The 24,004-nt window shown below is 72.9% G+C and carries 24 protein-coding genes and 1 pseudogene; 14 read left to right on the forward strand and 11 right to left on the reverse strand.

The window, feature by feature from the left end:
* Positions 1-10: 10 nt before the first annotated feature.
* Complete coding sequence (locus ACN28A_RS25795; RefSeq protein WP_421398984.1) at positions 11-664, reverse strand: response regulator; 654 nt, start codon at positions 662-664, stop codon at positions 11-13.
* A complete protein-coding gene (locus tag ACN28A_RS25800; RefSeq protein WP_421398986.1) occupies positions 652-1,920 on the reverse strand; it encodes a sensor histidine kinase in 1,269 nt (422 codons plus the stop codon). Before ACN28A_RS25800 ends, ACN28A_RS25795 begins: the two co-directional genes overlap by 13 nt.
* 343 nt (positions 1,921-2,263) lie before the next feature.
* Here ACN28A_RS25800 and ACN28A_RS25805 point away from each other — a divergent pair, with 343 nt between their 5' ends.
* The 3 genes and pseudogenes from ACN28A_RS25805 to ACN28A_RS25815 all read left to right on the forward strand — a co-directional run bounded on the left by ACN28A_RS25805 (position 2,264) and on the right by ACN28A_RS25815 (position 3,647).
* The gene (locus tag ACN28A_RS25805) at positions 2,264-2,443 is read left to right on the forward strand and encodes a hypothetical protein (RefSeq protein WP_421398988.1); all 180 of its coding nucleotides are present in this window, start codon (positions 2,264-2,266) and stop codon (positions 2,441-2,443) included.
* A 71-nt stretch (positions 2,444-2,514) separates the two neighbouring features.
* Positions 2,515-2,986, forward strand: a pseudogene (locus ACN28A_RS25810) (thiamine pyrophosphate-binding protein); the annotation flags it as partial.
* 115 nt (positions 2,987-3,101) lie between these two features.
* Complete coding sequence (locus ACN28A_RS25815; RefSeq protein WP_421398990.1) at positions 3,102-3,647, forward strand: STAS domain-containing protein; 546 nt, start codon at positions 3,102-3,104, stop codon at positions 3,645-3,647.
* 119 nt (positions 3,648-3,766) lie between these two features.
* Here ACN28A_RS25815 and ACN28A_RS25820 read toward each other — a convergent pair whose 3' ends face one another.
* The 4 genes from ACN28A_RS25820 to ACN28A_RS25835 form a co-directional block, all read right to left on the reverse strand.
* Entirely contained in the window at positions 3,767-4,342 is a 576-nt protein-coding gene (locus ACN28A_RS25820; RefSeq protein WP_421398993.1) for a hemerythrin domain-containing protein, read from the reverse strand.
* A 110-nt stretch (positions 4,343-4,452) separates the two neighbouring features.
* A complete protein-coding gene (locus tag ACN28A_RS25825) occupies positions 4,453-5,757 on the reverse strand; it encodes a putative manganese transporter (RefSeq protein WP_421398995.1) in 1,305 nt (434 codons plus the stop codon).
* Positions 5,758-5,846: 89 nt separating this feature from the next.
* Positions 5,847-6,683 carry a manganese catalase family protein gene (locus ACN28A_RS25830; RefSeq protein WP_421398997.1) on the reverse strand — a complete coding sequence of 279 codons (837 nt, stop codon included), beginning with the start codon at positions 6,681-6,683 and terminating at the stop codon, positions 5,847-5,849.
* Positions 6,684-6,744: 61 nt separating this feature from the next.
* A complete protein-coding gene (locus tag ACN28A_RS25835) occupies positions 6,745-7,800 on the reverse strand; it encodes a sensor histidine kinase (RefSeq protein ID WP_421398999.1) in 1,056 nt (351 codons plus the stop codon).
* A 30-nt stretch (positions 7,801-7,830) separates the two neighbouring features.
* On the opposite strand from ACN28A_RS25835, the gene ACN28A_RS25840 reads away from it, so the two are divergent.
* From ACN28A_RS25840 to ACN28A_RS25855, 4 genes are all read left to right on the forward strand, one after another.
* Positions 7,831-8,475 carry a response regulator gene (locus tag ACN28A_RS25840; RefSeq protein ID WP_421399001.1) on the forward strand — a complete coding sequence of 215 codons (645 nt, stop codon included), beginning with the start codon at positions 7,831-7,833 and terminating at the stop codon, positions 8,473-8,475.
* 280 nt (positions 8,476-8,755) lie between these two features.
* Positions 8,756-9,970: a hypothetical protein gene (locus ACN28A_RS25845; RefSeq protein WP_421399004.1), complete on the forward strand. Its 1,215-nt coding sequence runs from the start codon at positions 8,756-8,758 to the stop codon at positions 9,968-9,970.
* Positions 9,967-10,542, forward strand: coding sequence for a hemerythrin domain-containing protein (locus ACN28A_RS25850; protein ID WP_421399006.1), 576 nt, complete (start codon positions 9,967-9,969; stop codon positions 10,540-10,542). Before ACN28A_RS25845 ends, ACN28A_RS25850 begins: the two co-directional genes overlap by 4 nt.
* A gap of 47 nt (positions 10,543-10,589) precedes the next feature.
* On the forward strand, positions 10,590-11,039 hold the full coding sequence (locus tag ACN28A_RS25855; RefSeq protein WP_421399008.1) for a DUF4383 domain-containing protein: 450 nt from the start codon (positions 10,590-10,592) through the stop codon (positions 11,037-11,039).
* Between the two features lie 112 nt (positions 11,040-11,151).
* Here the strand turns inward: ACN28A_RS25855 and ACN28A_RS25860 are convergent, their stop codons facing one another.
* Positions 11,152-11,883 carry an STAS domain-containing protein gene (locus ACN28A_RS25860; protein WP_421399011.1) on the reverse strand — a complete coding sequence of 244 codons (732 nt, stop codon included), beginning with the start codon at positions 11,881-11,883 and terminating at the stop codon, positions 11,152-11,154.
* A 238-nt stretch (positions 11,884-12,121) separates the two neighbouring features.
* Between ACN28A_RS25860 and ACN28A_RS25865 the strand changes: the two genes are divergently transcribed.
* The 4 genes from ACN28A_RS25865 (at position 12,122) to ACN28A_RS25880 (ending at position 15,996) form a co-directional block, all read left to right on the forward strand.
* A complete protein-coding gene (locus ACN28A_RS25865) occupies positions 12,122-12,694 on the forward strand; it encodes an STAS domain-containing protein (RefSeq protein ID WP_421399013.1) in 573 nt (190 codons plus the stop codon).
* A gap of 151 nt (positions 12,695-12,845) precedes the next feature.
* A complete protein-coding gene (locus tag ACN28A_RS25870; protein ID WP_421399016.1) occupies positions 12,846-14,003 on the forward strand; it encodes a sigma-70 family RNA polymerase sigma factor in 1,158 nt (385 codons plus the stop codon).
* Positions 14,004-14,197: 194 nt separating this feature from the next.
* Complete coding sequence (locus tag ACN28A_RS25875) at positions 14,198-14,824, forward strand: cyclase (protein WP_421399018.1); 627 nt, start codon at positions 14,198-14,200, stop codon at positions 14,822-14,824.
* Positions 14,821-15,996, forward strand: coding sequence for a zinc-dependent alcohol dehydrogenase (locus ACN28A_RS25880; RefSeq protein WP_421399020.1), 1,176 nt, complete (start codon positions 14,821-14,823; stop codon positions 15,994-15,996). The genes ACN28A_RS25875 and ACN28A_RS25880 overlap by 4 nt, the downstream gene beginning before the upstream one ends.
* A gap of 21 nt (positions 15,997-16,017) precedes the next feature.
* On the opposite strand, the gene ACN28A_RS25885 is transcribed toward ACN28A_RS25880, so the two are convergent.
* The 4 genes from ACN28A_RS25885 to ACN28A_RS25900 all read right to left on the reverse strand — a co-directional run bounded on the left by ACN28A_RS25885 (position 16,018) and on the right by ACN28A_RS25900 (position 21,656).
* Positions 16,018-16,761: a GAF and ANTAR domain-containing protein gene (locus ACN28A_RS25885; RefSeq protein WP_421399022.1), complete on the reverse strand. Its 744-nt coding sequence runs from the start codon at positions 16,759-16,761 to the stop codon at positions 16,018-16,020.
* Positions 16,762-16,978: 217 nt separating this feature from the next.
* A complete protein-coding gene (locus ACN28A_RS25890; RefSeq protein WP_421399024.1) occupies positions 16,979-17,284 on the reverse strand; it encodes an STAS domain-containing protein in 306 nt (101 codons plus the stop codon).
* A complete protein-coding gene (locus tag ACN28A_RS25895) occupies positions 17,281-21,459 on the reverse strand; it encodes a SpoIIE family protein phosphatase (protein WP_421399026.1) in 4,179 nt (1,392 codons plus the stop codon). The genes ACN28A_RS25890 and ACN28A_RS25895 overlap by 4 nt, the downstream gene beginning before the upstream one ends.
* Positions 21,456-21,656 (reverse strand): hypothetical protein, encoded by a 201-nt coding sequence (locus ACN28A_RS25900; RefSeq protein WP_421399028.1) that lies wholly within the window; start codon positions 21,654-21,656, stop codon positions 21,456-21,458. The genes ACN28A_RS25895 and ACN28A_RS25900 overlap by 4 nt, the downstream gene beginning before the upstream one ends.
* A 231-nt stretch (positions 21,657-21,887) precedes the next feature.
* On the opposite strand from ACN28A_RS25900, the gene ACN28A_RS25905 reads away from it, so the two are divergent.
* The 3 genes from ACN28A_RS25905 to ACN28A_RS25915 all read left to right on the forward strand — a co-directional run bounded on the left by ACN28A_RS25905 (position 21,888) and on the right by ACN28A_RS25915 (position 23,996).
* Entirely contained in the window at positions 21,888-22,307 is a 420-nt protein-coding gene (locus ACN28A_RS25905; RefSeq protein ID WP_421399030.1) for a phage holin family protein, read from the forward strand.
* Complete coding sequence (locus ACN28A_RS25910; RefSeq protein WP_421399033.1) at positions 22,304-22,834, forward strand: DUF3618 domain-containing protein; 531 nt, start codon at positions 22,304-22,306, stop codon at positions 22,832-22,834. The genes ACN28A_RS25905 and ACN28A_RS25910 overlap by 4 nt, the downstream gene beginning before the upstream one ends.
* A 94-nt stretch (positions 22,835-22,928) precedes the next feature.
* On the forward strand, positions 22,929-23,996 hold the full coding sequence (locus ACN28A_RS25915; RefSeq protein WP_421399034.1) for a YihY/virulence factor BrkB family protein: 1,068 nt from the start codon (positions 22,929-22,931) through the stop codon (positions 23,994-23,996).
* Positions 23,997-24,004: the final 8 nt, after the last annotated feature.

Here is a 24,004-nt window from a genome sequence, read left to right on the forward strand (position 1 = left end):
GGACGGCGGGCTACAACTGGGTGTCGTCCAGGAAGCGTAGAACTGCGGTGACCCGCCGGTCCGCCCGGTCGTCGGGCGGCAGGTCCAGCTTGGCGAAGATGCTGCGGATGTGCTTGTGTACGGCGCCCTCGGTGACGAACAGCCGCTCGGCGATGGCGCCGTTGCCCAACCCTTCGGCCATCAGCGCGAGCACGTCGCGTTCCCGGGGGCTCAGCCGGCTCAGCGTGCTGTCGGGCCGGCTGCGCGACAGCAGTTGGCCGACCACCTCGGGATCGAAGGCGGTGCCGCCCCCGGCGACCCGGTGCAGCGCGGAGAGGAATTCCTCGACCCGGCCGACACGTTCCTTCAGCAGGTAACCGAGCCGTTCGGTGCCGCCGGCGAGCAGTTCGGTCGCGAAGGTCTGCTCGACGTACGCGGACAGCACCAGCACGGCGAGGCCCGGCTGGCGGCGCCGGGCCTCGACCGCGGCGACGATCCCCTCGTCGGTGTGCGTCGGCGGCATCCGGACGTCGACGATTGCCACGTCCGGGGTGTACGCGTCCACGGCCGCGAGGAACGCGCCCGGTGTGTCGGTGGTGGCCACGACGTCGAGCGACTCGGCCCGCAACAGCAGCGCCAGCCCCTCGCGCAGCAGCGCGTCGTCCTCGGCGATCACGATCCGCACGGCAGTTCGACCTCCATCGTCGTCGGCCCGCCGGACGGGCTGGTCAGCCGGAACCGGCCGTCGTACGCCTCGACCCGCCGGCGGATGCCGGCGAGCCCGGAACCGTCGCGCTCCTCGGCGCCGCCGTGGCCGTCGTCGGCGACGCGCAGCAGCAGCCGGTCGCCGGCCCGGCGCACGTCGACGGTGGCGGCGGTCGCCCCGCTGTGCCGGGTCACGTTGGTCAGCGCCTCGGCCACCGCGAAGTAGGCGGTGGCCTCGACCGAGGCGGCACACCGACCGGGCAGGTCGACGTCGACCCGGCAGGGCACGCCGCAGTTGGCGGCGAGTCCACCGAGCGCACCGGCGAGCCCCCGGTCGGCGAGTACCGGCGGGAGGATGCCGCGTACGACGCCGCGCAGTTCGGCAAGTGCCTGCTCGGCGGCGTCCTGGGCCCGGGCCAGCACGTCGTCGGCGAGCACCGGGTCCCGGGCCAGTGCCCGCCGGGCGGCGCCGAGCAGGACGGTGACCGCGACCAGCCGGTTCTGGGTGCCGTCGTGCAGCGAACGTTCGATCCGGCGCAGCTCGACCGCGTGGGCGTCCAGCGCCGCCGCCCGGGTGGCGGTCAGCTCCGCAACCCGCAGCGACAGGTCCGTGCCGGGGGACGGCGCGAGCAGGCGCCGTCCGGGCCACGCCTGTAGCCGCGCCATCCCCGGCCCGAGCCCGACGACGACGGTGAGCCAGCCGATCCCCGTCAACCCGACGGCCAGCGCGTCGGCCAGCCCGTCGATCCGCCAGTACACCGGGCCGGGACCGCCGGCCTCGGGCGGCAGCAGCCAGAACCACAACGGGAAGGTCAGGCTCTGCACCGCGTAGAGGGGCAGGCCGAGACCGACCAGGCCGATGACGAAACCGCCTGTGGCGTGGATCGCCAGCCAGCCGGCCTCCCGCCGCACGGCGGGGTCGCGCAGGGCGGCGCGTGTCGCGGCCGGCACCGGCGCCGGACCGATGATCTCCGGGCCCCACCGGGACAGCCGGGCCCGTTCCCGGTCGGCGACCGCCCGCACCGCGCGCAGCGCCGACGGCACCAGCAGCAACCCGACACCGCTGAGGCAGGCCAGCGCGACCGCCAGCAGGTAGCTCAGCCCGGCCAGCGCCAGCAGCGCGGTGCCCAGCCCGCCCACCAGGTGCTCCAGGGCGTCGACGGCGAGACGCGCCCGGTCCCGCAGGTAGCCCCGCCCGGAGTCCGCGCGCCCGCCGGCCGAACCGTGGGTCGTCATTCCACCTCCCGGCCAGACCCTAGGCCACCGGGCAGCGGGTCGGCGAGGACGCGGGCCGAGAAGTACAGCCTGCTGTACCCCGGTCGGCGTGCTGGTGGGATCGTCGCCCGGCGCGGGCGTTCCTAGCGTTTGTCACATGAACTCGACGACACCGCAAGGAGTGGTCATGTCCGACCCCTACGACGTCCCGGCCGCGCCCCGCCCAGCCCCGCCGGCACCGGCAACCGGTCTTCCGGTACCCGGAAATGATCTTCGGGTCTCCGGAGCCGACCCTTCGGCAGTCGGAACCGGGTCTCCGGCGGCCCGTGCCGGCTTGCCGGCCCATCGGGCGGCGGGTCGGGGGGTGCTGCGTCCGCTGCTGTGGGCGCTGCTGATCCTCAGCGCCTCCGCCAACGGGATCACCTCGATGAGCGACCTGTCGCCGCTGGTCGGCGTCGGATTCGGTCTCGGCACCCTCGGCTGTGCCGCCGCCTTGATCCTGCACCACTACCGGCACCGCCGCCCGGCCGACACGACCGGCTGAATCCGGCACCCGGCCGCTTCGGCGGACATCGGCGGGTCGGCGGACGGCGGCCGTGTCGGCGTACGGCGGCCGTGTCGCGGACGGCGCGCAACCGCCGGGTCTTCGGCTACTCCGGTGACGGCGTCGACGGGGTGCTGGGTGCGCTGCGCCGGGCCGGTACACCGTTCGTGCAGGCCCGGCACGAGGAGGCGGCGGCGTTCATGGCCGTCGGGCACGCGAAGTACACCGGCGGGATCGGGGTGTGCCTGTCGACGCAGGGCCCCGGGGCGGTGCACCTGCTCAACGGCCTCTACGACGCGAAACTGGACTCCAAGCCGGTGGTGGCGATCGTCGGCCAGCAGATGTCGACGGTACTGGGCAGCGCCTACCGGCAGGAGATCGACCTGGTACGGCTCTTCGGCGACGTCTGCGCCCAAGTTCGTGCAGGCGGCGTACACCCCGCAGATGAACGGGCTCAACGAGCTGATCACCGTCGCCGCCCGCTGGCGGGACCGGGCGGATCCCCGGTTCGTGGTGCTGGTGCTCAACAACCGCGACCTGGCGGACCGCCCGACGGTGATCGACGTGTCCCATGGGTCAGGACGCGCGCCCGGATCGCCTTTGCCATCCTCGCACCACCGGACGGATGGGCGGTTTCCGCCAAACGACCGGAGGCGCCATGTCGATCGAGAACCGTACGACCACGCCCGAGAACCGTACGACCACGCCCGGAAGCGGCGCGACCGGTGCCGCGGGCGACCTGCCCGGTGCGCCGATAATGTCACTCGACCTGGTCCGGGCGGGCACGACCACTGTGGTCACTGCCTCGGGCGAGGTCGACATGAGCAGTGCCGGCAGTCTCGTGGACCTGATCGGGCGGGTGGCGGACAGCCGGCCCGACCGGGTGGTCCTCGAACTGTCCGGGGTCACCTTCTTCTCCGCCCACGGGATCACCGCACTGCTGCGGGTGCGGGACATCGTCCGCGAGGGGCACGGCGAACTCTTCCTCCGCGACATCTCACCGTCCGTGACGCATGTCCTGGCTCTCACCGGAATGCTGTCCGAGTGGGAGCCGGGGCGGCCGCCGTGTGCGGTCGGACGTGACCTGCGCCCTCGTCCGGCGACCGCCGTCACCAGCTGGCGCACCGGCAACCGGAGGAGTCCCGGCAACCGCAGGAGCGCCGGCAACCGGCGGGCCGGCAGCGACGACCGGGTCCGGGGGTAGGGCCCACGAATTCCCGGGGCCGACCGTTGCCGCTGGCACCTGCCCGGTCGGTCCTCGCCGTGCTGCCGTCCGCGCGTACCCGTCGGTCTCTCGCGCTGTTGCCGTGCGCGCCCGCCCGGTCAGTCCTCGCCCTGTTGCCGTTCGCGCCAGTCGCGTACCGCGTCGCGCATGCGGTCGAAGATCGCCAGGGGCGGACCGGCCAGCAGATTCGCCTGGGCTGACTCGCCGGTGTGCGGGTGCGGCCGGGTCGGTGCCATCGCCTCGGCCGCGCGCAGCGCACCGGCCATCCGGCCGAGCTGGGCCGCGGAGAGGCTGCGGCGCAGCGACGGGAACTCCTCGGTCTCCTCCCGGGTGGCGTGCGCGGACACCGCCTCGGCGAACGTCGCCAACCGCCGGTCGAAGTCGGGGTGGTCGACGCCGAGGTCGTAGAGGGCGGCCAGTTCGTGCTTGGCCCCGTCCTCCTCGTGGCGGAGCTGCCCGGTCACCGAGTCGCCCCGATCGATCCGGCGCCGCGCGGTCGGGTGTACCACGATCTCCTCCGCGCTCTCGTGTACGGCGAGCAACCGGACCAGCTCCTCGAACAGCTCCCGCTTCTGCGCACCCTCGGCCCGGCCGAGCTGGCCGAACAGCGTCTTGATCTGTCGGTGCTGCTCGGTCAGCAGGTCCAGAACATCCTGCTTCACGCCTGCTGTCACGTTTCCGTCCTCCTCCGGTCGGTGTCGTCAGCGCTGGTTTCCCGCCACCGCGCGGTCCATGTGCTCACCCGGTCCGCCCGGCGTCCCGGTTGCCGGGCTCGCCCTCCCGTTCAGCCGAGCAGCGCCAGCAGTGCCAGGCCGACCAGGATGGCCGGAATCGTGGTGATCACGGTTGCCGTCGCGGCGGCGCGGCGGCGCAGTGCCGCGAGTGGGATCAGGGCATCCCCGTCCTGACTGATGGCGTTGGCCACGAGTGTCGTCATGGGCAGGCCGCCGCTGACGAAGATGCCGGTGAAGACGATCTGGACGGCGCAGCCCGGGACGAGACCGATCAGCGCTCCGACGAGTACTCCGGCCACTCCGGCGAAGGCGAGTTGGGAGCCGTCGAATCCGGTGACGGTGCTGAGAACCTGCCAGCCGAGATAGGCGAACGCGACCCAGACGGTGATGAACGAGGCCTCGTGTGCGCTGTGCCGCATCGCCTCCCGCCGGCTCGCCGGGGTGGCGGTGCTGACCGTGTCGTCGGCGAAGCGGCCCCGTCCGGCGGCGAAGACGAGCAGCGCGACAAGCGTTCCGGCGCAGCCGAGAGCGAGATAGGGATCGACTCCGCCGAGCGCGGTGGTCAGCCGTCGTGGGTCGACGGCGTGGAAGACGACCGGTACCGACAGCAGGAATGCCGGCGTGGTGAGCCCCCAGAACACCAGGGACATCCGGGCCGGACGCCCGGGCAGCACCGTCGCGCCCAGGGTCGCCGGGGCCGTGGCCGGGGATGACGGCGTCCGGGAGAGCGAGCCAGGGGATGCCGGCGCGGACGCCGGATGGCTGGCCACGGTGCTGGCCCGGCCGCCCGCGCCGGACTGCGCCGGGGCCCGGTTGCCGGCACCGGCGAGGGCGGCCCTACCCGGCACCGTCGCGCCCGCCGGCTGGCTCGGGTCGTACCCCGGCCGGCTCGGGTCGAACGCCGCGGGGACACGGCCGCTCCGGCGCCAGGGCAACCTCGGTAGCCGGCTCCGCACGGCGCTGGCCGGATCGATGCCGAGCAGGTCGACGGCGTAGCCGGTGGCCAGTCCCACGGCGAAGAGCAGCGCGTGGATCCTGAGGGCGAACTCGGGGTTCGCGGCGATGACCACCCAGGACGAGTCGCCCATTGTCGAGGCGAGGGCGGCCACGACGGTACCGAAGGAGACCTTGCCGCGCGCGTAGAGCGGCATCAGGATGATGGCGCCGCCGCAGCCGGGACTGACCCCGAGCAGCGCGCCTACCAGCGGGCCGAGTCGGGGACGGCGGGTGAGCTGGTCGGTGACCCGGTCGCCGTACCGCCAGCGCAGCCAGCCGAAGAGCGCGACCATTACCGCGACGTAGACGCCGACCTGCATGAACGCGTCCGCCAACGGGCGGACCAGTAGTTCGGTCATCACAATGGCCTTCCGGGCGGGCCACGCCGGTCCGCCGTCGTGCTGACGGACCGGCGCGGCGGGACGGGACGGGATCCGCTTCCGGCCCGTCAGGTTCCGGCCGGCGGCGGTGTTCCGTGCAGGCGCGGGTCGCCCGGCGGCAGTACCGGAGCCGGCGCGTGCGCCGTCGGCGCCGCCTGGTAGCTGAACTCGCCCTTGCCGTCCGGGCTCGGACCGGCGGCCCACCGTCCCTCGGCCGCCTCCTCACCGGCGGAGAAGTCGATGTACTGGTAGGCGAACCGGTTCTCCTGCTCGGCGTCGGGGAACGCCTCCGGGACCGGCATCTCCTCCAGGCCGTCCTCCTTGAGCTGCTCGATCGCGGCGAGCCACATGTTCTGGTGCATGGTGTCCCGGGCCAGCAGGAACCGCAGCATCTGCTTGACTCCCGGGTCGTCGGTCATGTGGAACAGCCGGGCGACCTGGAGTCGGCCCTGCGACTCGGCGGTGACGTTGAGGTGAAAATCGGCCAGCAGGTTGCCGCTGGCGGTGATGTAGCTGCCGTTCCAGGGCACCCCGGCGCTGTCCACCGGCAGCGGACCGCCGCCGGAGTGGATGAAGTGTGCCGGGTTCGACCCGGCGTAGATGGCTGTCAGCATCGGGTTGTCCTCGGCGGCCGCCTCCTGCAGGGACAGCGGGGCGCTGTCCAACAGGCGGGCGATCATGGTGCAGATCATCTCGACGTGCCCCATCTCCTCGGTGCCGACGTCGAGCAGCAGATCCTTGTACTTGCCGGGCAGCCGGCAGCTCCAGCCCTGGTAGAGGTACTGGGTGGCGACCGTCATCTCGCCCCACTTGCCGCCGAGCACCTCCTGTAGGCGCCGGGCGAAGGCGGCGTCCGGAGCGTCCGGCTTGGCCTCGAACTGCAGGTCCTTCACATGACTGAACACGGTGTCCTCCTGCTGGAAGTGACTACCGTGCGTGGCTACCCGCCGGGCTGGCCCGACGGGGTCAGCCGGCGGCCCCGGCGGGCCGACCAGCGACCCCGAAGGGCGTGCCGGCGGCGGAGCCTGCGGCCGCGCCGGGGATGGTGCCTGCGGCGGTATCGGGGATGGTGCCTGCGGCGGTATCGGCAGCGGCGCCTGCGGCGGAGCGGCGGCGCCGGGTCGCGGGCAGGTCCACCCGTACCGCGAGGCCACGGGTGGTGCGTAGCGCGGTGATCGTGCCGCCCTCGGCGGCGACCAGTTGCCGCACGATCCAGAGGCCGAGCCCGGAGAGTCCGGGTGGCGGCGCCGACCGGTGGAGCGCGGCCAGCACGGCGCGGCAGGACCGGCCCTCGTCGGCCACGACCAGGACCAGCCGCCCGGCGCACACCGAGGCCGAGACCCGCACCCGCCCGTCGGCGGGGCCGTGCCGCAGGGCGTTGTCCACCAGGTTCACCAGGATCTGGCGGACCCGGTGCGCCGGGACCAGCCGGTCGCCGGCACCGTGGGACAGCCGGACCGTCAACCGGTGCGGTGTCCCGGCCGCGAGCGCCACCGGCAGGACCTGGCTCAGCGGTACCGGCCGGTCGACCGGCTCGGCCAGGCTCTGCAGTACCGACGTCGTCCGCCGCCACAGGCAGGCCAGGTGCGCCACCTGCTCCTGGGCGAGTTCGGCCACCTCCCGGCGCTCGTCCGCGCTCAGTCGCGCCGGCTCCTCGGCGAGGGCCCGGGTGAGCGCGCGCAACGACTCGATCGGCGAGCGCAGTTCGTGGCAGAACGTCCGCAGCAGCAGCGGCGGACCGGCGGGCGCGGCCGGACCGGGAACTGCGGCCGTCCGGCCCGAACCAACCAGCTCCGCCAGCCGACCTCCGGCGGCCGGCTGCCCCGGGTACCTGCCCCCGCCGGTGACCAGCTGGGACAGGCGGGCGGCGAGTAACCTACCGGTGACCAGCTGGGACAGGCGGGCGGTGAGTAGCCTGCCGAGACGGCGCAGCGAAGGACCGGGTGCCGGGACCTCGGGCAGCCGCCGGCGGCGGATCGTCCGGATAGCGGCCCGGCGTGCGGTCTCCGACTTCCAGGGCATGAACGGGTCCGAATCGGGAAACGCCGCCGCGTGTCCGGATCCGCCACCCTGCGCCTGGTACTTGTCGATGACCATCCTCTCTTCGTCCGCGGCCTCGAACTCCTGCTGCCCGCCAGCACCCAGGGGCGGGCCCGGGTGGTCGGTTCGACCGGTGACGCCTCCGCCGCCGCCAGCACCGTGCGGCAGTGCGTGCCCGACCTGGCCCTGGTCGACCTGCACATGCCGGCACCGGGCGGGATCCGGGCCATCTCCGCCATCCGGCGTACCGCGCCGAGGGTGCGGATCGTCGCGATCTCCGGCCTCGACGAGACCGGCCTCATGGTGCAGGCGCTGCGGGCCGGTGCCGAGGGCTACCTGCCCAAGAGCAGCGAGCCCGAGGAGTTGCTGCCACCGCTGTTGGCGATCCTGGACGGCTGGGCGGTGCTGCCCACCGGCCTGCTCGCCGCCCTGCTCCGCCCGGTGCACACCGGCCTGCCGGCGACGGCCGTACTCGACGACGAGGAACGCCGTCTTCTGCAGCTTATTGCCAAGGGTTGCCGGACGGTGGAAATCGCCGAAGAGCTGAACTTCTCCGAACGTACGGTGAAGCGGCTGACCGCCGCGCTGCTGCGCAAGCTGCGCGTCTCCAGCCGGACGGAGGCCGCTGCCGTGGCCGGCAACGCCGGCCTGTTGTGAGTTCCGGCCCGGTCGGTCCACCGGCCGGAGGACTTCACCGAGGTGCTGCCGCCGGGCTTGGGCGCCGGCCGCCACGGACCGGGCGGCACGCCTCCGGCCGGGACGGTCGCGAAGTGGTCGGCGCGGTCCGACATCGGCACCCTCGCCGGTCGCCGCCTGCCGGACTGTGACGACGGCTGGCATTGCCGGCCGGAAGGGAAGGAAATATCGAAACTGGAGGTTTGTGGGGCGGATCCGGGGTACGGGCCGGCGCGACACACCGACCCAGGACGAGGTGGCCATGACCTTCAACCCACTCACCCAGCGGGGCATCGCGCTCGACGACCAGCTACGCAACTGGCGGGAACTCGACGTCGAGCCGCTCGACCCGGACGACGTCGACCCGTACACCCGGTGCCGGGTGATCGTGATGAACGGCATCGAGGTGGAGGCGGTGCTCTTCAACCATCACCTGGCGCGCACCTGTCCGGACCCGGAGGTGAAGCGGCAGCTCGCCTACATCCGGTACATCGAGGCGCAGCAGCAGAAGGTGGTCAACTGGCTGCTGCCGCCGATCGCCAGCACCCTGGAGACCACCATCGCGTACGAGCAGGTGGCGGTCGACCTGACGGCCTGGATCGCCCGGATGGAACCGGACCCGTACCTGACCCAGGCGTACGAGTTCGGCGTGCTGGAGGACTTCGACCACCTGTACCGGTACGCCAACCTCTTCGAGATGGTGGAGCGGCGCAGGGCGGAGAAGGTGGTCGACGGGCTGACCGAGGTGATGCCCGGCCGGCCGACGAAGTTCCACCACCGGCATCCGTACGACAACGTCCGCGACCCGTACGACCGCGAGAAGGTGCACCCGCTGTCGAAACTGCACGCCCTGACGGTCATGTCGGCGGAGCAGCAGACGATGAACTTCTACATGAACGTCGGCCCGCAGTACATGGAGCCGATCGCCCGCCAGCTCTACCTCGAGATCGGCATGATCGAGCAGGAGCACGTCACCCACTACGAGTCCCTGGTGGACCCGGGCGAGACCTGGTGGGAACGCCTGGTCAACCACGAGTACAACGAGGTGTACCTCTACCACTCCTTCATGACCCAGGAGCCGGACCCGAGGGTGAAGGCGATCTGGGAGCTGCACCTGAACATGGAGCTGGAGCAGTTGCGGGTCGCCTGCGACCTGATGCGGCGCTTCGACGGGCGGGAGCCCGAGGAGGTGGTCGCCGCCGAGTTACCGGTGCCGGTGACGTTCGAGCCGAACAAGGAGTACCTGCGGCACCTGCTCGGCACCCAGATCGACCTGACCACCCTTGGCGCGGGGTACGTCCGGGACGCGCACGAGCGGTTCGAGAAGCTCCAGGAGCAGATCCACGGTGGTGCGGAACCGGCCAGCGAGCGGGTGGTCGAGATGCACCGGGAGCGGTTCGGTGGCGAGTACCGGATCGAGACCGAGGGCCCGCACCCGGTCGAGTCGCTGCGCCAGCCGGCCGGGGACGACCGGTGAGCGCCGGTGCCGGTGCCGACCCGGCCGCCGAACCCGACGTGGTCGACCTGCTGCTCGCCCAGCATGCCCGGATCGAGGAGCTGTTCCGGGCCGTCCGCTCCGCGGACGGCGCGCCGAGGCGGGAGAGCTGGCAGGAGCTGGTCGAACTGCTGGCCGTGCACGAGACCGCCGAGGAGGAGATCGTGCACCCGCTGGCCCGGACCAGCATCGACAGTGGTCAGGCGGTCGTCGACGCCCGGCTGGCCGAGGAGCGGGAGGCCAAGGAACTGCTCAGGGAACTCGTCGAGGCGGGTACCGACGCCCCGGACTTCGCCCCCAGGCTGGACCGGCTCCGGAAGGTGGTCCTCGAGCACGCCACCCGGGAGGAGCGGTACGAGTTCCCGCAACTGCGGGCGGCCCATTCCGCGCAGCGGCTGGCCGTCCTCGCCGGGGCGGTCCGGGCCGCCGAGGCGGTGGCGCCCACCAGGCCGCATCCGGGGATCGAGTCGGCGACGGCCAACCTGCTCCTCGGTCCGCCGACCGCTGTGGTCGACCGGGTGCGCACGGCGATCCAGGCAGCGCTGCGGGACTGAGTCGAGTGGGAACAGAGCGGAAGAACGTCAATATCGGGAGGTGCGACATGGTAAGCAGGTCCACGACGGACACCGCCGGTAGGGCCGACCGCAGCACGCCGGGCCGTACGGCGGCGGTCGTGGTCAGTGTGGTGTTCCTACTGGTCGGGGTGGCAGGTTTCATCCCCGGCCTGACCACCGGCCTCGACGGAATGAGGTTCGCCGGGCACACCTCCGACGCCGAGCTGCTCGGCGTCTTCCAGGTGTCGGTGCTGCACAACATCGTGCACCTGCTCTTCGGTGCGCTGGGTCTGGTCCTGGCCCGCAGCGTGGCCGGGGCGCGCAACTTCCTCGTCGGCGGCGGTGCCGTCTACCTGGTGCTCTGGCTGTACGGGCTGGTGATCAGCCACGACAGCCCGGCGAACTTCGTCCCGCTCAACGCCGCCGACGACTGGCTGCACCTCGGCCTCGGGCTCGGCATGATCGGGCTCGGCCTGCTCACCGGAAGGCGGCGCTGAGCACCTTGCCTCGCCGTGCCGGGCGGCCTCGACCGGTCCGGCCGGCAGCGACGAGCGGACGTCGCCCCGGTGCGGCCGGCCCCGTGCGGGCCGGCCGCACCGGCGTCTGCGACTAGCCGCCGTCGACGCCGAGTGCCGCCCACACCACCTTGCCGCCCGCGACGGGAATGCTGCCCCACCGGCGGGCGATCGTGTCGACGAGCAGCAGACCCCGCCCGATCTGCGCGGCCGAGACCGGAACGGCTGCCAGCCTCGGCTCGACCGCGCTGCCGTCACGTACCCCGATCATCAGCTCGGAGCGCATCGAGACACGCAGCTCGACAAGCGTGCCGGCGTGCGCCACCGCATTTCCGACGAGTTCCGACGCGACCAGGCTGGCCGGCCCCACCAGTTCCGCCGGGCCCCACCGCAGGCACGCCTCGGTGACCATGTCCCGGGCTCGCCGGGCGGCACCCCGGGCCGGCAGCAGCAGCTCGCTGACCGTCTGACGCGGTGCCGCCACCCCCGCCGCCAGGGCCCGGTCGATCGAGTGGAAGACCTCTGGTCCGCCGGACGGGTCGCTGGCCAGTAGTGCCGACGTGGCGGTGTCCGTGCCGCAGAATCTCAGTGGGGTTCCCGGCCACACGGTCGCCTGCCGCGCCACGGCGACGAAGACGTCGAAGGACGCCGGCTGCCCGACGGTCAGCGCGGTCAGGTCGACCACCAGGGCGGCCGGCTGCTCCGCCAGACAGCCGAGCAGGTCGTGCCGGACGGCGGCGACCGAGGCCGAGTCGAGGTGCCCGAAGAGGCGGACGACCAACTGGTCGTCGACCTGCTCGGTCTCCGACCGTACCGGGTCGTCCATCGGTCGATTATCCCGCTGATCACGGCCCGGCACCCGGCCGGGTCCCGGCGCCGGGCAAGGGCGGCATCAGCGCCCGCTGCCGGCTCCCACATCCGGCCGTGCAGAGCTCACACGCGGCACCCGAGCGGACCGGCACGCCGCCGGGTACTCTTGGCTCGGGTCAAGACAGGCGCCCACTCATCTCGTCGTGCCGCCTCAGGCGGCAGGCGAGCGTCCCTGCCGGAAAACCGGAGGCGCCATGTCGATCGAACAGCGACCAGTCAGCTCTGCGTCCGATCCTGGTTACGCTCCGCCAGGTGCGACCGGCGCGCCGAGTTCGTCCGAACGAGACGGAAAGCCGGGTCCGCTCGGACGCGGCGACGAGTCGAGTTCGCCTGGGCCAGGCGGAAGGCCGGGTTGGTCCGGACCAGCCGGGAACGGGACGGCGGCGGCCGGCACGGACACCGTACCGGCCGGTGCCGCCGCGGACTCCGGACCCGACGGCGTCCCGGCACTGCGCATCGCCGTGGCCCCCGACCGGAACGGGGTCCTCCGCATGCGACTGGTCGGTGACCTCGACATGGACACCGCCGAGTTGCTGCGTCGGACGGTCGACCGGACGCTCGGACACCCGTTCGGCACGTTGGTGGTGGACCTGTCGCAGCTGGATTTCTGCGATTCGTCCGGGATCCGAACCCTGCTGTTCGGAGTCGCCGACGCCGAGCGGCTCGGCCGCCGGCTGGTGGTGGTGAACCCCCGGCCGTTCGTCCGCCGGGTGTTGGAGCTCACCGGTGTGACGGCCCTGCTCGGGCTCGCCGCCGACACCCACTGAATCCGCTGGAAGCCCGCCCGGGGCCACCCGCGCCGTGCCGAAGACCCCCACACGGCGGTGGGCTGGCCACACCTGGGGCGGTGCGCGAGGCGTCCCGTGGCCGTCACGGGACCGTGACCAGGCCACAGTCGTGGCCGCCAGGAGGCCGAGAATGGTAGTGCAGTCCTTCGCCAGGTCGGGTGCCGGTTCGGCGCGCCAGTCCGAGGACCGGAGCCGGCTCGACGCGGCCGCCCTGCGGTACGCCGACATCGTCGCGCACGGCTCGCCGGCGCAGCGCTCGGCGGCGTCCGAGGAACTGGTCCGCCAGGCGTTGCCGTTCGTGCACGGTCTGGCCCGGATGTACCGGCAGCGGGGCGAGCCGCTTGAGGACCTGCAACAGTCCGCGAGTCTGGGGCTGATGCTGGCGATCGGACGGTTCGACCCGGCGCGGGGGCCGTTCAGCGCGTACGTCGCCGCCACCGTGGTGGGCGAGTTGAAGCGGCACTTCCGGGACCGGACCTGGGGTGTGCACGTGCCCCGTCAGCTACAGGAACTCTCCCAGGAGGCCCGCAGGGGCACGGCCGCGCTGACCCAGCGGCTGGCTCGGGCACCGACCGAGGCGGAACTGGCCCGGGAGGTCGGGGTCCCGGTCGGGGACATCCGGCTGGTCCGCCGCTCGAACCTCGGATACCGTCCCGCGTCGCTGGACGCGCCGCTGCGCAGCGGCGACGACACCGGTGGCACGCTGGCCGAGCAGCTCGGCGAGTCGGACGGCGCCCTGGACGCCGTCGACGAGCGGGTCACCGTGCGCCGGCTGCTCGCCCGGCTGCCGAGGCGGGAACGGCAGATCGTCAACCTGCGCTTCTACGGGAACAAGACGCAGGCGGAGATCGCGCAACGCTTCGGTATCTCCCAGATGCACGTCTCCCGGCTGCTGTCCCGGACGCTGGCCTGGCTGCGGGTGGCGATGCTCACCGACGAGACGCCCGCCTGGCGCGGTCAGCAGCCGGACGGCTGGCCGCCGTCGCTGTGGCTGCGCAGGCAGGTCCGGAAGGACGTCGTCCGGATCCGGGTCGACGGCGAGGTGGATGTCGACACCGCCGGCCAGCTCCGGTACGCGCTGCTGGAGACGGTCGAGGGGAGCGGGACGGGCGGCATCGAGGTCGACCTCGGCGGAGTACCGCTTGTCGACGCCGCCGGGGTGGCCGCGCTGCTCGCCGGCTACGAGGCCAGCCGGGCCGCCGGCCGGCCGTACCGGATAACCGGGGCATCCGCGCTGGTGGTCCGGGTCCTCCAGGCCTGCGGGCTGTCGCCGCTGCTGGCCGGTTGACCCATCCGGCCGGGCGGCCGGCCCCGCCGGAGGACCCGCTGTCCCGGCCGGCGGGCGGGGACCTGCCCGAGCCGGTTTGTCCATCAACTCGGCGGGTAGGGCGGATCGCGGCGGGCAGGACCCGCCGGGCGTTCAGGTGGGTGATCGGGTGCGGGCCGGACGAGGATCGGGCTCGGTGCCGTGGAAGGAGTGTCATGGCTCGCAAGGTCGGCGGATGGCTGGTGTTGGCGGCGGCGGTCGGCGCGGGCGCAACCCTGCTCGCCCGGCGGCGCAGGGAGTCGCCGCCGGTGCGCCGGAACGGCGGTTACCGGACGCTGCGCGCGGTCACCGTGGACCGGTCGCCGGAGTCGATCCTCCAGGCGTGCCGGGATCCGGAACGCCTTCCGACGATGCTCGATTGTCCGGTCGCGATCGAGGAACGTCACGGCGGGCGGCACTTGACGCTCCGTGATCCGGGCGGGGCGGCCGGCTGGACCGTCGAGGTGGAGGCGGAGTCCGGGACCGGCCCGTTCACCTGGCGGATCACGGAGGGGCCGACGGCGCACGAGGGGCGGCTCGAACTGGCGTCCGCGCCCGGCGGTCGGGGCACCGAGCTGCGGGTGGAGCTGCGTTATCCGGACAGCCGGCTCGGACACCGCGTGGCGGTACTCCGCGGCAGCGACCCCGACCAGGTGCTCCGTACGCTGCTGCGCCGGGCCAAGTCCGTGATCGAGGCCGGCGAGGTGGTCTCCACCATGTCCGAACCGTCGGGCCGGGAGGGCGTCGCGGAGCGGACCACCCGGGCCGTCCGGGAGAAGCTGTCGACGGGAGGACGGCCGTGAAGGCGCTGTGCTGGGAGGGTGTCGGGAAACTGGGCGTGCAGGAGGTGCCGGACCCGACCGTCCAGGGTCCGGGGGACGTGATCGTCCGGGTGCGGGCGAGCAGCGTCTGCGGTTCCGACCTGCACCTGATCAACGGCTACCTGCCGGCGATGCGGGAGGGCGACATCCTCGGCCACGAGTTCATGGGCGAGGTCGTCGAGGTCGGGCCGGGGGTCGACAGGCACAAGGTCGGTGACCGGGTGGTCGTCGGTTCGGTACTGGCCTGCGGCGGCTGCTGGTACTGCCGCACCGGCCAGTACTCGCTCTGCGACAACTCCAATCCGCAGCCGAACTTCACCGAGACCCTGTGGGGACACGCGCCGGCCGGAATCATCGGCTACTCGCACGCCGCGGGCGGGTTCGCCGGCAGCCACGCCGAGTACGTCCGGGTGCCCTTCGCCGACGTCGGTGCCTTCCCGGTTCCCGAGGGGGTTCCGGACGACGCCGTGGTCTTCGCCTCCGACGCCATGCCCACCGGCTGGATGGCCGCCGACTTCTGCGACCTGCGTGGCGGCGAGGTGGTCGCGGTCTGGGGCGCCGGTGGGGTGGGCCAGATGGCGGCCCGCTCCGCCCAGCTGCTCGGTGCCGAACGGGTGGTCGTGATCGACCGGTTGCCCGATCGGCTCCGGGTCGCCGCCGACCGGCTCGGCGTGGAGACCATCGACTACAGCCAGGTCGACGTGCTCGCGGCGCTGCGGGAGATGACTGGCGGCCGGGGACCGGACGCCTGCGTCGAGGCGGTCGGAATGGAGGCCCACGACGTCGGCCCGACCTACGCCTACGACCGGGTCAAGCAGGCCGTACGCCTACAGACCGACCGGCCCACGGCGGTACGGCAGGCGATCATGGCCTGTCGCAAGGGCGGCACGGTGAGCATCGTCGGCGTCTTCGGCGGCTTCGTGGACAAGTTCCCGCTCGGTGCCGCGATGAACAAGGCACTCGTGCTGCGGATGGGTCAGATGCACGCCCAGCGGTACATCCCGATGCTGTTGCGGCGGCTGGCCGACGGCGAGATCGATCCCGGCTACCTCAGCACGCATCCGCTGCCGCTCTCCGAGGGCGTGCGCGGCTACGAGATGTTCGAGAAGAAGCAGGACGGCTGCCTGCGCGCGGTGCTGCACCCGGCGGCCTGACGGCCCGGCCGGGGATGGGACTCAGCTCGGCGGCCGGAAGCCGACGGGTGGTTCGGGGGGTTCGCCGGTGACCCTGACGATGATGCCGGCGGCGACGTCGCGCAACTTCTGGTTGCGGTGCTGTGACGCCTGCCGGAGCAGCTTGAAGGCGGCACTCGCGGTGCAACGCTGCTGCGCCATCACGATGCCGACGGCGTGGTCGATTACGCTCCGCGAGGCGATGGCCTCGGTGAGCTGCCGCTCGACCTGGGCCTGCTGGACCTGGCGGAGCATCAGGCCCAGTGCCGCCGCGCACTGCGCGCCGAACGCCTCGGCGTACCTACGGGCCGTCGGGGTGAACCCGAACGGCTGACCGGAGTAGAGGTTGAGCGCCGCCAGGCAGCGGTCGTCGACCATCAGCGGGATGGAGAGCGAACTGACCACCCCGTGCGCGATCGCGTGGGTCCGGTAGCTGCCCCACCGGTCGTCCTCGGTCAGGTCGTCGACCTGTAGCAGGATCCCGCCGCGCAGGCTGTCCAGGCAGGGACCCTGGTCGGTGCCGTACTGGATCTCGTCGATCTGGGCGGCGAGCGGGTCGCTGGCGGCCACCGTGATCGGCTGGCCGTCCCGGCGCAGGGTTATCCCGCAGGCGACGGCCGGTGTCACCACCCGGGCGCAGAGGACCACCACCGTGTCCAGGAACGCGTTCAGGTCCGGTGCGTCGGACAGCAGGGTCAGCAGCCGGGTGGTCGCCTCGGCCAGTTCGAGATCGGATTCGTCGGGCATCGCTGCCGGCTTTCCGTCGGGCGCCGCTTCCATCGGTCCAGCTTTCCGTCGGCCGCGTTTCCATCGGTCCGGCGCCGGGACGGCCGCCCGACGGATCGCGGGAGGTGGACTTCGTCGGCCACCCGCCACCGTACCGCCGGCCCGGTCGACGGGCAGCTCGGACGTACCGGAGCAGACCCTGGTACCCGGTCGACCGCTCCCGGCAGCCGTACCCGGGTCAGAGACCTCGCACGCTGGTCAGGTCGGTCAGGCCGGAGATGGTCAGCACCGGCCCCAGCAGCGGATTGACCACCAGCCGGATCTGTTCGGCGTGCCCGAAGAGGGTGGCCAGGCCGGCGCTGTCGAGGTACTCCACGGCGGTGAGGTCCACCAGCAGGGGCGTACCGTCGGCACCGGTGACGGCGTCGGCGAGGGCGGCGGCGAACGAGTCGGCGTTGCTCATGTCGATCTCGCCGACGGCCGTCAACACCGGAGTCCCGTCCGCCCGGCGGTCCGTGGTGATCGTCAGTGCGGTGGCGGTCATCGGGCGATCCTTGCCTGCATGTCGACCGTGGTGCCGGTCGTCCCGGTGCTGACGGTGATCTTGTGCATGAGGGCCCGCATCAGCATGAAGCCCCGGCCACGGTGGGTGTTCTCCGCCGGGCGCGGCTCCTTCCAACGGCCGTTGTCGGTGACGGTCAGGTGCAGTTCGCCGGCGGTCGCCGCAGCCCGCAGCCGGATCCAGCCGTCGGAGGAGTGCCGGTGCCCGTGCTCGACCGCGTTGGCGCACGCCTCACCCACCGCCACCAGCACGTTGTGTGCCGTGTTGGCGTCCAGGCCGCAGCGGTCGAGCCAGTTGCGCAGCGCCGCGCGGACCGGGGCGAGCCGGGTCGCCTCGGCCGGGAACTCCAGTTCCAGCGGACTGGGATGGCGGTAGAGGAGCAGGGCGACGTCGTCGTCGTAGCCGCCGCTCGGGGCGAGTCGCTCCATCACGTCGCTGGCGAGGTCCTCGATGGGGGAGCGGCGTCCCTCCTGGAGTGCCGTGACGGCCAGGTCGATGCCGGCGGTCAGCAGTTGCCGGCGGCGTTCGACCAACCCGTCGGTGTAGAGCATGACTGTGGCGCGGGCCGGCACGACGTACTCGGCCTCGATCCGCTCGCCGGTGCGGTGGACCGCGAGCGGCATCGACCGGCCCTGGTCGAGCAGCCGGGTGCCGCCGTCGGGATGGACGACGATCGCCGGCGGGTGACCCGCGCTGGCGTACCGCAGGTGTCCGGTCGCCGGGTCGAGCACCCCGCACAGCACGGTGGCGCAGGCGGCGCCGGGAAGCAGCGCGGCGAACCGGTCCAGGGCGGTGAGCGTCTGTGCCGGGCTCGCGTCCTGGAGCAGCAGGGCCCGGCAGGCGCTGCGCAGCTGACCCATCACGGTGGCGGCCCGCAGCCCGTGCCCGACGCAGTCGCCGACGACGATGCCGATCCGCCCGTCCGGAAGTTCGACGGTGTCGTACCAGTCCCCGCCGACCTTGAGCGGCCGGGTCGCCGGCTCGTAGCGCACCGCGAACCCGGTGGGCAGCTGGGCGGGACCGAGGATGGCGCGTTGCAGGGCGAGGCCCGTCTCGCGCTGCTGGTCGATCTGGTGCACCCGGCGCAGCCCCTGGTTGAGGTGGCCGCCGAGCAGTGCCAGCAGCGTCTGGTCGTGGTCGGTGAACGGGCGCTCGTCACCCAGCTCGATCCAGACGACCATCGTGCCGTCCGGATGCTCCAGGGCTATCCCGGCCCCGGCTCCCGGCCGGACCTCGGGGGTGAGCGGCGGCCGGTCGCGCAGCGCGACGAGCGCCTGACGGCGCTCTCCGGGCAGGCCGTCCCAGCGCAGCAGCGGGTCGGTGGCCGTCAGCGCCGGGCCGGTGGAGCCGCCGAAGACGGCCGCCAGCGCGTACGGCGCCTGCCACAGTGCCCGCATCTCGTCGAGGGCGCCGTGCAGGGCGTCGGCGAGGTCCTCCGCCTGCGACAGCCGCAGGCTCAGCGCGGCCAGCGCGGTGTCTCGCTGCACGGCGTAGTGCTCGGCGGTGACGTCGCGGAAGGTGCCGACGATCACCCGCTGTCCGCTGCCGGGATCCTGGACCTGGTTGAAGGCCGCTGCCACCCACAGCCGGTGCCCGTCCCGGTGGGTGACCGGGATCGTGTACGTGCCCTGCGACTGCCCGACGAGGGTGCCGAACGCGTCGGCGGCCTGCTGATGGGCCTCCGGTGAGGTCACCCGGTCGGGCCACCACGGCGGGTTCGGCGGATAGGGCAGCTGCTCCGGGCCGTAGCCGAGGATGTCGGTGAAGGCGCTGTTGATCTCGATGACCGCGCCGGTCTCGTCGCAGACGAAGAACGCCTCCTGGAGCGAGTCGACCAGGGCGGTACGCCAGCGGGCGTGGTGGTTGCGCAGCCGGGCCAGTTCGACGTTCGCCCGTACCCTGGCCACCAGTTCGGCGGCGGAGAAGGGCTTGACCAGGTAGTCGTCGGCGCCCGCCTCCAGCCCCTCGATGGCTGCCTCCTGCCCGGCCCGGGCCGACAGCAGCAGCACCGGGACACCTGCGGTACGCGGTTCGGCGCGCAGCGCGGCCACCAGCCGCAACCCGTCCGTGCGGGGCATCATCACGTCACTGACCACCAGGTCCGGTACCTCCCCACGGACCGACTCCAACGCCTCCTGCCCGTCGCCGACGGTGCGCACCTGGTGCCCGGCGGAGCGGAGCAGCCGGGCCAGGTACTCGCGCATATCCTCGTTGTCGTCCGCCACCAGCACCCGGGCCGGAGCGCCGCCGACCGGCAGTTGCGTGCCGCCCACCCCGCCGGAGTCGACGGGACCGCCGGCCGGCGGGGTGGCTCCGCCGTCCCGGCCGCCGGTGGGCAGCCAGCGCAGGGCCTCCTGCACGAACGGTTCCGCGGTGGCCGAGACGGTCGCGGTGTCGGCGGCGGAGGCGAGGGCGTCGGCGGGCAGGTGGGCGGTGCCGAACGGCAGCCAGATGGTGAACCGGGTGCCCTCGCCGACGGTGCTGCTGGCGGTGATGGTGCCGCCGTGCAGGGCGACGAGTTCCTTGACCAGCGCCAGGCCGATCCCGCTGCCCTCGTTCGAACGTGCCCGGGAGTTCTCTATCCGGTGGAACCGTTCGAACAGCCGCGGCATCTCCTCGGCCGGTACCCCGACCCCGGTGTCGGCGACGCTTATTACCGCCTGGCCGTCCACCGCCCGGAGCGTGACCCGGATGGCGCCGGAGAAGGTGAACTTCAACGCGTTGCTGAGCAGGTTGAGGATCACCTTCTCCCACATGCCCCGGTCGACGTGCACCGGCTCCGGAAGTGCTGCGCAGTCCACTTCGAACGCGAGGCCGGCCCGCTCGATGGCGGAGCGGAAGACGCTGGCGAGTTCGGCGGTCGCGGCGGCCAGGTCCACCGGCTCGTACCGGGCCTGCATCCGGCCGGCCTCGATCCGGGAGAAGTCCAGCAGCGTGTTGACCAGCTTGCCCAGCCGCAGGCCGTTGCGGTGGATGACGTCCAGTTCCTCGCGTACCCGCTCGTCGGTGTCGGCGAGCCGGGTGCGGAGTTCCGCCAGCGGACCCATGATCAGGGTCAGCGGGGTGCGGAACTCGTGGCTGACGTTGGAGAAGAAGGCCGTCTTGGCCCGGTCCAGCTCGGCCAGCTCCTCGGCCCGCCGCTGCTGGGCCTGGTAGCTGCGGGCGCTGGCGATCCCCGCCGCGACGTGCCCGGCGGTCAGTTCGACGAAGCCGCGGTAGCCGTCGTCGAAGGGCCGGTAGCGGTTCAGCGCGGCGACCAGGAAGCCGTACGGGCCACCGCCCTGGCGCAGCAGCGGCACCAGCAGGGCCCGGGTGGGTGGCTCCGACCAGTCCCCGGTCGGCAGGCCGGACGAGAGCGGGCCGTCGAGTGTCACGAGTACCGACTCGCCGCCGGCCAGGGCGGATGCCGGCCAGAGGGTGTCCGGATCGTCGATCCGGACCGTCGCCGGGGCGGCCGGGTGGCCGGGTGGCAGGCCGGTGGCGCCGGCCAGCCGCGCCTGGTCGCCCTCCTCGAACAGGTAGGTCAGGGTGAACGGGAGGTCCCGCAGGTTGCGGTCGAGCTGCTGGCTGGCGAAGGTAAGCATCTCCTGCTCGGTGCGGACCACGCTGGGATCGGAGCCGAGGTCCCGCAGCGTGGCCATCCGCCGCTCACCGACGACCCGCTCGGTGTCCTCGCTGACCACGCACAACATCCCGACGAGCCCGCCGGCGTCGTCGCGCAGCGGACTGTAGGAGAACGTGTGGTAGGTCTCCTCCGGATATCCGGACCGCTCCAGGAACAGCAGTAGCGCCTCGTCCCAGGTCGCCTGCCCGGTGCTCAGCACAGTGGAGATCCGGGGGCCGATGTCGTCCCAGATCTCCGCCCACACCTCGCTGGCCGGCCGGCCCAGCGCCCACGGGTACTTGCGACCCAGCGTGTCCCGGCGGTAGGCGGCGTTGCAGAAGAACGTCAGCTCCGGACCCCAGGCCATCCACATCGAGAACCGCGACGACAGGACGATGCTCACCGCCGTCTGGAGGCTCTGCGGCCAGTCCGCCGGCGGGCCGAGCGGCGTCGCCGCCCAGTCGACCCCGGCGAGGTCGCGGCCGATCTCGGTGTCGACGCCGAAGACGTCGACGCCGGCCGCCGCCGGTGACGGGGACTCGGCGGTGCTCACCGGTTCGGCCCGGTACGGGTCCGGCCGGCGGCTGCCGGGCGGGACGCCGGGGGCAGCCCGGCTCCGGTGCTCGGGTACGCCAGGTTCCGGTACGTCCGGCTGGCCGGCAGGTGACGGTCGAGCGGGTGGTGCCGGGCCGCCGACACGCGGCCCCGCCCTTCGGCGCAGCCTGGCGGGCCGCTGGAGATGCCGGTCATGAGCGCCGAGCGTAACGGATGGCCGTGCCGAGCCGAATTTATGGGCATTTGTGAGTACTGGCCAATCTCTCTGCGGCTGCCTCGGTCCGTGCGGGAGGTACATACCCGGTCGGTGCCGGATCGTCGCGGTCCGACCGCCGCCAATTCGGACGGCTTTCCACCCCCGGTCAGGCGTTTCGGCCGGGAGCCCGGCGGGGCATAACCGTTTCCAGGAGGGAAGGAGCGGGCGAGATGAGCGATGTCACCCCGGACGGCTCGACCGGGCACACGCCGGCGTCGACCGCCGAGCTGGTCCACCGGGCCGCCGAGCAGGTCTCCCGGCTGGTCAGGGACGAGTTGGCCCTGGCCAGGGCGGAGATGACCGAGAAGGGCAAGCGGGCCGGCGTCGGCGCCGGGTTGCTCGGCAGCGGCGGGCTGGTCGCCATGTACGGGGTGGCGGCCCTGCTGGCCGCCGTCGTCCTCGGGCTGGCCGAGGTGATGCCCGGCTGGCTGGCCGCGTTGCTCGTCTCCGTTCTGCTCTTCGCCTGCGCGGCCGGGCTGGCCCTGCTGGGCCGAGGGCGACTGCGGCAGGCCGGTCCTCCGGTGCCGGAGGAGGCGGTCCGCAGCGTCCGGGCCGACATCGACGAGCTGAAGGAGAGGGCACACCGATGAGCATCACCACCGGGAACGCCGCCGCGCGTACCCCCGGCACCAGCCCGAGCCAGGGCAGCACCGGCAGCGTGCCGGCGGTGCCGTCGGCGGACGGGCCGGACGCGATCCGGGCCGACATCGCCCGTACCCGGGCCGAACTGGGCGGCACGGTGCAGCAGCTGGCGCGGCGGGCCGACGTGAAGACCAGGGCCAGGGAGAAGGCCGCCGAGGTAAGGGGCCGGGCCGTCCGGTGGCGGGATCGGACGGCGACGACCGCCCAGGTCGCCACCGTGCGCGCCAGGCACCTCGGCCGGCTGGGCACCGAGCGGGCCACCGAGGCCACCCGGCGCGGCGCGGACCGGGCCACCGAGGCCACCCGGCGGGCCGTCGGCGAGGTGCGGCAGCGGCCGGTGCCGTACGCCGGGGCGCTGGCCGGGCTCGCCGCGGCCGGCGCCGCCGCACTGCTGGTACGCCGCCACCGCGCGGCCCGAGCCCGGTCCCGTGGCTGGCGGCGGTGGGTCCCGGCGGCGACGCCCCGCCGCCGCTGAACCGTCCCGGGCGCCCCGGCAGCACGAGGCGACGGATCACCGAGGTCCCGCGCACCCGCAGCCGGCCGACATGACCTGAGAGGCAGGCTCCGCCATGGCGGACAACGTCACCGAGCGTGGACACCACGACGACCGGACCACCGATGCCGATGCCGGACCGATCCGTGGCGGGGACGATCCGTCGGCGGCGGAAGCGGGCTCGCACGGTGCCGGCGGTGCCCCGGACGCGCCCGGCAAGCTCGGTGCCCGGGGCTGGCGGGGCGTGCTCCGGCGCACCGTACGCGAGTTCGGCGAGGACAGCCTGACCGACTGGGCCGCCGCGCTCACCTACTACGCCGTACTGTCGATCTTCCCCGGCCTGCTGGTCCTGGTCTCGGTGCTCGGCCTGATCGGCGACTCGGTGATCCAACCGCTTATCGACGACATCGGCCGGGTAGCGCCCGGCCCGGTGGGCGAGATCCTGACATCCGGGGCGCGCAACCTCGCCGAGGCGCAGGGTGCCGCCGGATTGTTCGCCGTCGTCGGTCTGGTCGTCGCGCTCTGGTCCGCCTCCGGGTACGTCGCCGCGTTCATGCGCGCATCCAACGCCATCTACGACGTACCCGAGGGGCGTCCGCTCTGGAAGACCCTGCCGATCCGGCTCGCCGTGACGGTGGTCGTCGGCACCCTGCTGGCGGTCAGCGCGCTGACCGTCGTCTTCACCGGCAGGCTCGCCGAGTGGGCCGGTGACGCGCTCGGCCTGGGTTCGACGGTGGTCACCGTCTGGAACATCGCCAAGTGGCCGATCCTGCTGGTGCTGGTCAGCCTGATGTTCGCCATCCTCTACTGGGCCGCGCCCAACGCCCGGCAGGGCGGCTTCCGGTGGATCACTCCCGGCGGGCTGCTGGCCGTACTGCTCTGGATCGTGGCCTCGGCCGGGTTCGCGTTCTACGTGGCCAACTTCAACAACTACAACAAGACCTACGGCACGCTCGGCGGCGTCATCATCTTCTTCGTCTGGCTCTGGATCTCCAATCTGGCGGTCCTGCTCGGCGCCGAGTTCGACGCCGAGCTGCACCGGGGCCGGGCCATCGCCGGCGGGCACCCCGCCGACGAGGAGCCGTTCGTGGAACTCCGCGACACCAGGAAGATCAAGGACGGCAGGGACCGGGACCTGGGCTGAACGACCGT

The organism is Plantactinospora sp. WMMB782 (assembly GCF_049179135.1).
GTDB lineage: Bacteria > Actinomycetota > Actinomycetes > Mycobacteriales > Micromonosporaceae > Plantactinospora.

Excerpts from the sequence above, each read along its gene's own strand:
- ACN28A_RS25800 (WP_421398986.1), bottom strand. The coding sequence starts at position 1,920 with ATGACGACCCACGGTTCGGCCGGCGGGCGCGCGGACTCCGGGCGGGGC.
- ACN28A_RS25815 (WP_421398990.1), top strand. The coding sequence starts at position 3,102 with ATGTCGATCGAGAACCGTACGACCACGCCCGAGAACCGTACGACCACG.
- ACN28A_RS25825 (WP_421398995.1), bottom strand. The coding sequence starts at position 5,757 with ATGACCGAACTACTGGTCCGCCCGTTGGCGGACGCGTTCATGCAGGTC.
- ACN28A_RS25835 (WP_421398999.1), bottom strand. The coding sequence starts at position 7,800 with ATGCCCTGGAAGTCGGAGACCGCACGCCGGGCCGCTATCCGGACGATC.
- ACN28A_RS25845 (WP_421399004.1), top strand. The coding sequence starts at position 8,756 with ATGACCTTCAACCCACTCACCCAGCGGGGCATCGCGCTCGACGACCAG.
- ACN28A_RS25855 (WP_421399008.1), top strand. The coding sequence starts at position 10,590 with ATGGTAAGCAGGTCCACGACGGACACCGCCGGTAGGGCCGACCGCAGC.
- ACN28A_RS25860 (WP_421399011.1), bottom strand. The coding sequence starts at position 11,883 with ATGGACGACCCGGTACGGTCGGAGACCGAGCAGGTCGACGACCAGTTG.
- ACN28A_RS25865 (WP_421399013.1), top strand. The coding sequence starts at position 12,122 with ATGTCGATCGAACAGCGACCAGTCAGCTCTGCGTCCGATCCTGGTTAC.
- ACN28A_RS25870 (WP_421399016.1), top strand. The coding sequence starts at position 12,846 with ATGGTAGTGCAGTCCTTCGCCAGGTCGGGTGCCGGTTCGGCGCGCCAG.
- ACN28A_RS25875 (WP_421399018.1), top strand. The coding sequence starts at position 14,198 with ATGGCTCGCAAGGTCGGCGGATGGCTGGTGTTGGCGGCGGCGGTCGGC.
- ACN28A_RS25885 (WP_421399022.1), bottom strand. The coding sequence starts at position 16,761 with ATGCCCGACGAATCCGATCTCGAACTGGCCGAGGCGACCACCCGGCTG.
- ACN28A_RS25890 (WP_421399024.1), bottom strand. The coding sequence starts at position 17,284 with ATGACCGCCACCGCACTGACGATCACCACGGACCGCCGGGCGGACGGG.
- ACN28A_RS25900 (WP_421399028.1), bottom strand. The coding sequence starts at position 21,656 with ATGACCGGCATCTCCAGCGGCCCGCCAGGCTGCGCCGAAGGGCGGGGC.
- ACN28A_RS25905 (WP_421399030.1), top strand. The coding sequence starts at position 21,888 with ATGAGCGATGTCACCCCGGACGGCTCGACCGGGCACACGCCGGCGTCG.
- ACN28A_RS25910 (WP_421399033.1), top strand. The coding sequence starts at position 22,304 with ATGAGCATCACCACCGGGAACGCCGCCGCGCGTACCCCCGGCACCAGC.
- ACN28A_RS25915 (WP_421399034.1), top strand. The coding sequence starts at position 22,929 with ATGGCGGACAACGTCACCGAGCGTGGACACCACGACGACCGGACCACC.